Consider the following 9,788-nt stretch of genomic DNA (forward strand, 5'->3'; position numbering starts at 1 on the left):
TCCGGGGAAACCAGATCCTTGATCAACTCCCAGCCCGCATCCGGGAGTTCGTAGCGCCTTGCCATGTGGGCCTCCAGCCAATCATGGCGGCAATTCTACCTGCACCGACTTTTCGTACAGAACCTAGAGTATCCAGCGCATAACTCTACTTAACTCAGCGCCTGTCACAGCCGCGCAATGCAGTGGCCGCGTTGAGCGCCGACTCCGGGCGCTCGGTTTCCGTGCGGAACATGGAGGGTACGCAGGCAAGCTGCCTGACAATAGCACCCCACCCCAGAATTCCCCATGCATGAAACCCAGTTTGCTGGTCCGACCACAGAGTCTCAGACGATTACCCCGGCGACCGTCCCTGCTCGCTGCCCACACACCTCTCCCCTGAGCCGCATGCGTATCGACTTCGACAGCGAAGGGTCCGAGTATTTCTTGATCAAAAATAGGGACTCTCCGGACGCACCTCAGCAAGAGTACTCGGGTATTACTGGCGACAGTGACTACCATGTGCCTGTGTTAGAAAAGTATTGTTCCGGCAGTGATCTGGCCGCTCTGATTTTGCAAGCGCAGTCCCCCGGACAGCCATTTCTATATCATCGGATCCCAACGCTGGGACCAGTCAGTGTCCTGGCTGACTACATCGCGGAGCAGTGCGAACGCCTGCTGCAGCGTGGTCGAGTCGCGATTCCGGGAGTACACCAGATAGGTCGGATAGCTGAACTCCGGAGCCTTGGAAACCCGCTTCAACACCTTCTTGTCGAGGTAGCTCTGCACCACTCGCGTACGGAAGTAGCCGGAGCCACCATTCTCCAGGATGTACTGCAGTGCCAACGGCCCAAGGTTGAAGGAAACCGCTGCCTTGGCCCTCTCGGGTAAAGCCCTGTCGTGTTGACGACGAAATCCCTCGCCCCAGTCGATGTAGACATAGGGCTCCGGGTTCTTCGCCCGCACCAGGATCAGCTTCTCCTCCAACAATTGCTCCACCTGCATGCCTGGCCAGTAGTTCGGCTGGTAGACCAGCACCGCATCGAGCGCACCGAGTTCCAGCTGACGCAACAGGGCCTGGCCATCACCGATTTCAGCACGCACCGCGTGGTCGCCTATGGTTTCTCGAATGCGACTTACCCAGCGCAGCATCAGCGGGTTACATAGGCTCACCTCGCCGCCGATGTGCAGAACATTGTGATAGCCGTCCGGCAGCGGCAGGTCGCGCTGCGCGGCCTCCCAGGTCTGGACGATCTGGTTGGCGTATGGGACGAACGCTTCGCCATCGGCGGTCAACCTTGCGCCCGCCCGGTTGCGGACGAACAGTGTGCTGCTGAGCTGGCTCTCCAGTTTCTGGATACGCGCGGTGATAGCGGTCTGAGTCAGGTGCAGATGTTCGGCGGCGGAGACGAAGCTGCCGTAACGAACGATTTCCAGGAAGGTGCGAGTAAGGTCAATGTCCATCGGTACGACAAGCGGGGAAGTGATTGAGGCCGGGCTCAACCGCGTCCGAAAGCCTCCTATTGCATGACAGATGTGAAATTGGGCACCGGCTCGGTCCACTTCAGCGCCAAGGCAGTCGATCAGCCCAAATGGGCCAACAGGTCACGGTGCAAGGCTGCGACCAGGTCCGTTTGCGTGATCACCCCTACCAATTCCCCTTGTTCCAGCACTGGCAGACAGTGTAGGCCGTGATCGGAGAGTAACGGGATAAGTTCCACTGCATGGGTGTCCGCATCCACGGTACTGACTGGGCTACTCATCAGCTGTCCGAGGACCCGGTCCCGACGCCAGCCCAACAAGTCGAGCAGGCTCGTCGAACGCGTCGGCTGCGAGGCGCCGACCAGATCGATCAAGCTGACGATGCCGACGAGCCGGCGTTCTTCATCGAGGATGGGCAACGCTTTCAAGTGATGCCGGGTGAGTAGGTGCAGCCCTTGCTCCACCGGGGTTTCGGGCGACGCACAAACAACGTCCCTGGACATGATCTGCCGCGCGCGAATATTGCCCATGCTGCGTTGCAGCGCATGTTTTTCGGTGCTGCGGATGATGGTTTCCAGGTCGTCGCGGGTAACGTCGACGAACGCGCCCAACTCATCCAGCGCCTGGTCGAGGTCGGCCGTACTGATACCAATCCGTTCGCTGGGCAAGGCATCGCGGGTGTGGTGCGTGTCCGCCGAAACGGTGCGCTGGCGAGGATAACGAACCCGCGTCAGATTGTTGTACAGCAGCGCGCAGCCCAGCAGGCCAGTGCTTCCCGCCAGTGCCGGCAGTACAGACAACCAGGCCGGATCTCCCGGTTGCGGGGCGGCGAACACCATACAGAAAGCGAGGGCCCCGCCAGGCGGATGAAGGCAGCGTAGCGGGTACATCAGCAACAGGCTCAGGCCGAGGGCCAGTCCCGCCCCGCTCAGGTTGTGGCCAAGCAGCTGACTGACCGGGAGCGCCACGAGTGATGCGCACAGATAGCTGCCGAGTATCGACCAGGGCTGCGCCAGGGCGCCGGACGATACGGCAAACAAGAGGATGGCAGAAGCAGCCAGAGGGCCGGCGAAATGGAGCGCCGTTTGCGGCCCGAAAAACTGGACGCACAGCCAGGTACTGAACAGGAAACCCAGAGAGGCGCCAAGCGCGGCACGTAACCATTCGCGCGGCCGGGTATGCGGGGCTTCCGGAAGAAGCGCGACGATCCGTCGTGGAAGGTGAATTAGAAGCGTCATAAGGATCCGGCAAAAAAAGCGGGCTCGACATTGTCTGAAGAGCCCAGCAAGGTGCCGCTGACGGCACGCGGGAGCATCCATCCCTGGATGAGGAGCACTCAGGCCTCGAAGCGGTCCAGCGGCGACTCTTCGAGTGCTTCGGGTATCGGCCTAATCACACGCTCGCAGCGCCGGCCGGTAGCCGCCGTCATCCGGGCGGCGGCCTCCGGGTCGTCGGCGAACGGCAGCAGCGCCGCCTGATCCAGGCTCCGCGGTTGCCTGCAGCACCACCAGCAACCGAGGATACAAACGAGGCTGGCGAGAGCAGCCAGAATAGGGAAGATGGACATCGGCAACTCCTCAGGCCTCGGCAGCGACGTGAAGCTCGTTGACACGCTCACCGGCACGGATGGTCAACCAGGCATTCCAGGCCATCAACAGCATGCCGAAAGCAAAGGTCGCGCCGCCAAGTAGGCGTACCAGATAGCCCGGATGGCTGGCCTCCAGCGCCTCAACGAAGGAGTAGGTCAGCGTGCCGTCCTCGTTCACCGCACGCCACATCAGTCCCTGGGTAATGCCGTTGACCCACATGGCAGCGATATAGAGCACCGTGCCGATGGTGGCCATCCAAAAGTGCGCATTGATCAGCCCGACGCTGTGCATCTGACTGCGCCCATAGAGCTTGGGAATCATGTGGTACAGGGCTCCGATGGAGATCATCGCCACCCAGCCCAGCGCGCCGGCATGAACATGACCGATGGTCCAGTCGGTGTAGTGCGACAGCGAGTTGACCGTCTTGATGGCCATCATCGGACCTTCGAAGGTGGACATGCCGTAGAAAGCCAGGGACACCACCAGAAAGCGCAGGATGGGGTCAGAGCGCAGCTTATGCCAGGCGCCGGACAGGGTCATCATGCCGTTGATCATGCCGCCCCAGCTCGGAGCCAGGAGGATGACCGACATGGCCATGCCGAGCGACTGGGCCCAGTCCGGCAGGGCGGTGTAGTGCAGATGGTGCGGACCGGCCCAGATGTAGAGGCTGATGATGGCCCAGAAATGCACGATGGACAGGCGGTAGGAGTAAATGGGCTTCTCCGCCTGCTTGGGCACGTAGTAATACATCATCCCGAGAAAGCCCACGGAGAGGATGAATCCCACCACACTGTGGCCGTACCACCACTGGATCATGGCGTCGGTGGCGCCGGAATATGCCGAGTAGGACTTGAGCAAGCTGACCGGGACCGAGACGTGATTGATCACGTGAACCATCCCGGTGACGATGATGAAGGCCCCGTAGAACCAGTTGCCGACGTAGATGTGCTTGACCTTGCGTCGGGCGATGGTGCCGAAGAACAGGTAGGAGTAGACCAACCAGACCAGGGTCACCCAGAGGGCGATTGGCCACTCCATCTCGGCGTACTCTTTCGAGGTGGTGATGCCCAGCGGATAGCTGACGATCATAGCCACCACACTCGCCTGCCACCCCCAAAACACGAAGTTCGCCAGCCCGTCCGAGATTACCCTGACCCGGCAAGTCCGTTGCACCACGTAGAAGGAGGTGGCGAACAGCGCACCGCCGCCGAAGGCGAAGATCACCAGGTTGGTATGCACGGGGCGGATACGCCCGAAACTGAGCCAGGGAACGCCAAAGTTCAGTTCGGGCCAGACCAGTTGGGCTGCGATGAATACACCCATGCCCATACCGAAAATGCCCCAGAACAGGGTGGTGAGCGTAAAGCGGCGAACGATCTCGTAGTTGTAGAGGTCGGAAGTTGCAGGGGGAATCGCACTGGCCATCTTGGTTCCGTCGTACTCCTGGTTTGCGAACAGCCCCCTCCCGTCGCCGTGAAAGGTGGCGACAGGAACGAGCACCGTGAGGAGTGAGAATCACGACGGCATCGAAGGGAGCCGTAACAGTCTGCAGAGCCGGAATGAATGCAACAAACTAATAATAATGAAGCATCAGTGCATTTATTTTTATACAAAATGATCGAACACCCTGACCGCATGGCTGATGCCCTGATATCACCACCAGAGTTTTCGAGCCTTGATCGCTCCGATCAGTTGGCTGAGAGTGGCTTTTAGATAAAAAATAATGAGCCATTCGGCCATTAAAATTCATTTAATTTCACTTGGCGGGCATGCCTAGTATTTCCCCTGTCGCTGTCGTGCACATCGCATCGCGGCGCCGAGGAGAACGCCATGCATGCTGCCCTGCACACTCCACTGGTCGACCTGCTGGGTTGCAGTGTCCCGATCATCTCCGCCGGAATGGGCGGTGTCGCCCGCCATGAACTGGCTGCCGCGGTGAGCAACGCTGGCGGCTTCGGTTGCTTGGGAATGGTGCGTGAACCGGTGGCGCTGATTCGGCACGAGGTGCGGGCTTACCGCGCCTTGAGTGAGCGACCTTTCGCGGTCAATCTGATTCCCGCTGCCACTCCAACCGAATTGCTCACCGAACAGGTGCGCGTCTGCCTGGAACTGCAGGTACCGGCAATAGCGCTGTTCTGGGATGTGCAGCAAGATCTCATCCGTCGCCTGAAGGATGCCGGGGTGCTTGTCCTGCAGCAGGTCGGTCGGCGCAGCCATGCGGAGGAAGCCCTGGAGGCCGGAGCCGATGTACTGGTCGCCCAGGGCATCGAAGCGGGCGGACATGTCTGGGGCGAGGTTTCAACACTGACGCTGGTCCCGGAGCTGGTCGCGCTATCCGCGGTTCCGGTGGTGGCTTGCGGAGGTATCGCCAGTGGCCAGGCGCTCGTGGCGGCCCTGGCCTTGGGAGCCCAGGGCGTCGCCTGTGGCTCGGCGTTCCTCGCAACCCACGAGTCCTATGCCCACGACTTTCACAAGGCACAGGTGGTCGCGGCGCACGCCGACGACCCCGTGCTGAGCGTCGCGTTCTTCCGCAACTGGCCGATGACAGCTCCGGCACGCGTATTACCCAACGCGGTAACACGCGGCGAATACGCCGAGTTGCAGGCCTCGCGCAGCACCCCCGTGATTGGCGAGCAGGATGGCGGGCCGATTTACCTGTTCTCCACTGACTCGCCCCTGCGCGATGCGCACGGCGCGCTGGGCGACATGCCGATCTATGCTGGGCAATCCTGCGGACAGATCAACGACATCTGTACCGCAGGAGAACGTGTCGCACAGCTGGTCGACGAGGCCCAGGAGTGCCTGCAACGCCTGCAGCGTGAGACGCGCCCCTCGACCACAACCGCCCCCGGTCTGATCGAATGGCTGCAAGAACTGCTACGGGCCGAGCGGGCCGGCGCTCGCCTGATGCTCGATAGCGCTTGCCAGACCCTTGATCCAACCCTGCTGCAGCGCTTGAACGAATTGCACCGTGACGAGGCGGAAAGCTGCCGGCGCTTGCGCATTTGCCTGCAGGGCTTGGGCGCAGAGCCAGGCAACGGGGTGGGAGACTTCTACCAAAAGGCCATGGCCATCGATGATCTCGCCGAACGCCTGCGCTTTATCGCTCGCGGCCAACGCTGGGTTGCACGCCAACTGACCGAACGCCTGCCGCACATCCGTCAACCCTGGTTGCGCCAAGAGCTGCAGCTCGTACTGCGCCTGCATCAGGGTACCGACGACGCCTGAGCACACCGAGTTTCTGACGACAACAAAGGGATTACCATGCCTTCCGAACTTTCCACGCCGTCCGGTTCTGCAATGGGAGTGAGCCGCGCGCACCGCTTCGCTGAAACCCTGCTCAATCAGGCCGGCCTCAGCCTAGAGGGACAGGCGCACTGGGATATGCGCCTGAACAACCCGGATGTTCCGCAGCGAGCTCTAGCCGAAGGCAACCTCGGCCTGGGCGAAGCCTACATGGATGGTGACTGGGATTGCGATCAACTCGACGAATTCTTCTCCCGCCTGCTTCGCTCGGGCGTAGCCGATCGGGTCAGCCCCGCCGCGCTGATCTTCCATGCCCTGCAGGCACGCCTGCTCAACCGACAAACCGGGCGGCGGGCCTGGGACGTTGGCACGCGGCACTACGATCTGGGCAACGACTTCTATGCGGCCATGCTGGATCCGCTCATGACCTACACCTGCGGATACTGGAAAGACGCCGAGAATCTTGCCCAGGCTCAGGAGGCCAAACTCGACCTTGTCTGTCGCAAGCTTAATCTGCGGCCCGGAATGCGCGTGCTGGACATCGGCTGCGGCTGGGGCAGTTTCATGGCCTACGCGGCGAAACATTACGAGGTCGAGTGCGTGGGCGTGACCATCTCGCGGGAGCAATGCGAGTGGGCGAAGACACGTCATGCCGGATTACCGCTGGAGTTCCGCCTACAGGACTATCGCGAGCTCGACGAGCGCTTCGAGCGAATCGTCAGCATCGGCATGTTCGAACACGTCGGACGCAAGAATCATCGCGTCTACATGGAAACTGTCGAGCGGTGCCTGGATGACGAGGGCCTGTTCCTGCTCCACACCATTGGCAAGAACAACCGGCACAGCACACCCGACCGCTGGATCGACAAGTACATATTCCCCAATGGAGACCTGCCGTCCATCGGCCAGATCGGAGACGCCGTAGACGGACTCTTCGTGGTCGAGGATCTGCACAATTTCGGCGCCGACTACGACAAGACACTGATGGCCTGGCACCGGCACTTCGAAGAAGCCTGGCCGCGCTTCGCAGTGGAGCTGGGTGAGCGCTTCCGACGCATGTGGCGCTACTACCTGTTGTCCTGCGCCGGAGCCTTCCGTGCCCGGGATATTCAACTCTGGCAGTGGGTGTTGGCCAAGCAAGGCGTAATTGGAGGCTATCAGCGGGTGAGTTGAGCCATCGGGACGGGATAGGCAGCGCGACCGTCATGGGTTGCGCCGCCGCAATGCCATCTGGATCGCGTCCTGGCATCGACGTGTTACACATGCTGACCCAGTACTTCTGCCGTGACCTCACGTACGACTTGCAGTACCAGGCTCAGCTCCTCCGATGGCGGATCGGCTGGATACACCAGATAGGCTGGCAGCCGGAAGTCCGGCGCACCCGGGTGCCGATGCAGTCGCCTTGCGTCCAGCTCACGCCCGACTAGGCGCAATGGGAAATACCCGGAGCCGCCATAAGCCAGGATATGCGTCAGACCCAACCAACCGATATTGGCGCTTAACCCCGCCCCGAGGAAGTCGGGGAACGCGGCACTGTGCCTGCTGGCGAACTCCGGCCCCCAGTCGATATACACATAGCGCTCACCTGGCGGGGTGAGCATCTCGTCGCTCGTGCTCACGTAAACCAATTGCTCTTCGAGCAGCGCCTCAATTATCAGGCCCGGCCGGCTTTGCGGCGTGTACATCACCGCGAGGGTGGTGCGCCCCTCGATCAGACCTTGGATGAGTTCATCTTCAAAACCCATCTCGGCGCGGATGGCAATGTCAGGCACCGCCCTTCGAATCCGCGGCAGACAAGCAGACAGCAGTTCATCCCACAGCCCGAAACGTCCGCCGATGGTCACCGATGCCCGAAAACCCAAGGCTACGCCAATGTCCTGGCGGGCACGTTCGACGGTGCGTACGAGCGTGGTTGCATATGGTTGAAAGTTGCGACCTGCCGGGGTCAGTACAGTGCCGGCCTTATTGCGCACAAACAGGCTGCAGCCGAGCTGCTCCTCCAGGGCGGCAATTCTGGCACTAACGGTCGATTGCGTAACGAACAGCCGCGCGGCGGCGTTGCGAAAGTTGCCTGCCGCAATGACTGTTAGAAAGGTTCGGGCAAGTTCCGTATCCATCAGACCTATACCTCCCGTCGGGGGCCAGACCGTCACACCGGCCTTTGGGCTCGCCCCGACGCTTCGGGGGCGCCCCAGCCCCCACCGGGCGGCGTGCCATCGCTCACCAAATAGATTCGGCATCTTCGATATTTATGGCCATTTTTTATCGTTATTCAAATTCATTGGGGCGGCGTAACGTCGGAAGTGACAGCCAAAAACGGCCCCGGCCGAGGAGGTCAAAATGCATCTACTGAGTTCCGAAGATCGACAATCCCTGCGCAGCATTGCGATCGTGTTGATAGGCTTCCTGCTGGTTGTAGCCGTCTTGATCGTCGTCGCGGCGTTCGCGGGCTGACCGCGCGGGAACTGGAAAAATCTGGGACCGCAACCGCCATGATCCGTAGCCGGCAACGCCAATGAAGTTTGGATCTGCCCGAGCAGCGGTCTCGTTCAGGCGGACGCCTCGCGTCTCCAAGGCAGGGGCGAGCGACTCGAGGTAGCCGGTGCGTGGCATGCGGGGCCTCCCGCACAACCTGCCCAGAGCCGAGATCTTCAGGTTGCCCCCCTTGCCAAATGGTTGCGCCCAGGCAGATAGCCCACACCAGAGGAGTCGCATCATGGCTCAAAGCGATATTCGACCCGCCGGTCCCGACCTGACAAAGGGCGTGCCCTTGTCGAGGGTGCCGGCCGACGGCGTGCTTGTCGGCCACGTCGAAGGCAGTCCCGTCTTGCTAGTGCGACTGGACGATGGCCTGCATGCAGTCAGCGGACTCTGCACTCATTACGGCGCGCCATTGGCCGATGGCCTGGTGGTCAATGACGAGATTCGCTGCCCGTGGCACCACGCCTGTTTCAGCCTGCGTACGGGGGCCGCGCTGCGCGCGCCTGCCTTCGCGGCACTGGCGAGGTGGCGGGTGGAGATCGTCGGCGAAACCGCCTTCGTGCGAGAGTCGGAAACGACCGTGCGACCCGCGCGGCCCCATGCAGCATCCGACCAGGCTGGGCGCATTCTGATTATCGGTGGCGGTGCCGCTGGATTCGCGGCCGCCGAACGGCTGCGCGAATTGGGCTACTGCGGCGCGTTGTCGATGCTGAGCGCCGATACTTCGGCGCCCTATGACCGGCCCAATCTGTCTAAGGACTTTTTGGCCGGAACAGCCCCGGAAGACTGGATTCCGCTGAGAGATCCGAAGTTCTATGCCGATCGTGAGATTGACCTGCGCCTCGGCTGCGACGTCAGTGCGATTGATACCGGCGCACGAAGGGTGCTAGGTTCTGTACGAAAAGTACTGCCGTAGGCATCGCAGCGTGCAAGCCAGCGTGACCATCGCGCCAAAACTTCTGGCGAGCTTGTCGTAGCGGGTGCCAATTCTCCGGTTCTCTTTCAGCCAGCCAA

The 9,788-nt window shown here is 61.4% G+C and carries 8 protein-coding genes and 1 pseudogene; 3 read left to right on the forward strand and 6 right to left on the reverse strand.

Translation table 11 applies throughout. From position 1 onward, the window contains the following. Positions 1 to 579 precede the first annotated feature (579 nt). The 4 genes from ACFW0B_RS25380 to ccoN form a co-directional block, all read right to left on the reverse strand. Entirely contained in the window at positions 580 to 1,440 is an 861-nt protein-coding gene (locus tag ACFW0B_RS25380) for a LysR family transcriptional regulator (protein WP_449151726.1), read from the reverse strand. Positions 1,441 to 1,559: 119 nt separating this feature from the next. Then, the gene (locus ACFW0B_RS25385; RefSeq protein WP_449151727.1) at positions 1,560 to 2,696 is read right to left on the reverse strand and encodes an HPP family protein; all 1,137 of its coding nucleotides are present in this window, start codon (positions 2,694 to 2,696) and stop codon (positions 1,560 to 1,562) included. A 98-nt stretch (positions 2,697 to 2,794) separates the two neighbouring features. Beyond that, the gene (locus ACFW0B_RS25390) at positions 2,795 to 3,025 is read right to left on the reverse strand and encodes a hypothetical protein (RefSeq protein WP_449151728.1); all 231 of its coding nucleotides are present in this window, start codon (positions 3,023 to 3,025) and stop codon (positions 2,795 to 2,797) included. A 10-nt stretch (positions 3,026 to 3,035) separates the two neighbouring features. Beyond that, positions 3,036 to 4,472, reverse strand: a complete 1,437-nt coding sequence (ccoN, locus tag ACFW0B_RS25395) for a cytochrome-c oxidase, cbb3-type subunit I (protein ID WP_108240762.1) — start codon at positions 4,470 to 4,472, stop codon at positions 3,036 to 3,038. Between the two features lie 405 nt (positions 4,473 to 4,877). On the opposite strand from ccoN, the gene ACFW0B_RS25400 reads away from it, so the two are divergent. Together ACFW0B_RS25400 and cfa are read left to right on the forward strand one after the other, a co-directional pair. Next, positions 4,878 to 6,275: a nitronate monooxygenase gene (locus ACFW0B_RS25400; protein ID WP_449151729.1), complete on the forward strand. Its 1,398-nt coding sequence runs from the start codon at positions 4,878 to 4,880 to the stop codon at positions 6,273 to 6,275. A gap of 36 nt (positions 6,276 to 6,311) precedes the next feature. Then, positions 6,312 to 7,466, forward strand: a complete 1,155-nt coding sequence (cfa, locus tag ACFW0B_RS25405; protein ID WP_108240760.1) for a cyclopropane fatty acyl phospholipid synthase — start codon at positions 6,312 to 6,314, stop codon at positions 7,464 to 7,466. An 83-nt stretch (positions 7,467 to 7,549) separates the two neighbouring features. Here the strand turns inward: cfa and ACFW0B_RS25410 are convergent, their stop codons facing one another. Further along, the gene (locus ACFW0B_RS25410; RefSeq protein ID WP_449151730.1) at positions 7,550 to 8,410 is read right to left on the reverse strand and encodes a LysR family transcriptional regulator; all 861 of its coding nucleotides are present in this window, start codon (positions 8,408 to 8,410) and stop codon (positions 7,550 to 7,552) included. A 599-nt stretch (positions 8,411 to 9,009) separates the two neighbouring features. On the opposite strand from ACFW0B_RS25410, the gene ACFW0B_RS25415 reads away from it, so the two are divergent. Beyond that, positions 9,010 to 9,690, forward strand: coding sequence for a Rieske 2Fe-2S domain-containing protein (locus tag ACFW0B_RS25415; RefSeq protein WP_449151731.1), 681 nt, complete (start codon positions 9,010 to 9,012; stop codon positions 9,688 to 9,690). Here the strand turns inward: ACFW0B_RS25415 and ACFW0B_RS25420 are convergent. Next, a pseudogene (locus ACFW0B_RS25420) lies at positions 9,661 to 9,788 on the reverse strand (IS5/IS1182 family transposase); the annotation flags it as partial. The gene ACFW0B_RS25415 and the pseudogene ACFW0B_RS25420 sit on opposite strands and share 30 nt — an antisense overlap.

The organism is Metapseudomonas phytobenefica, from assembly GCF_043392685.1.
Lineage (GTDB): Bacteria > Pseudomonadota > Gammaproteobacteria > Pseudomonadales > Pseudomonadaceae > Metapseudomonas.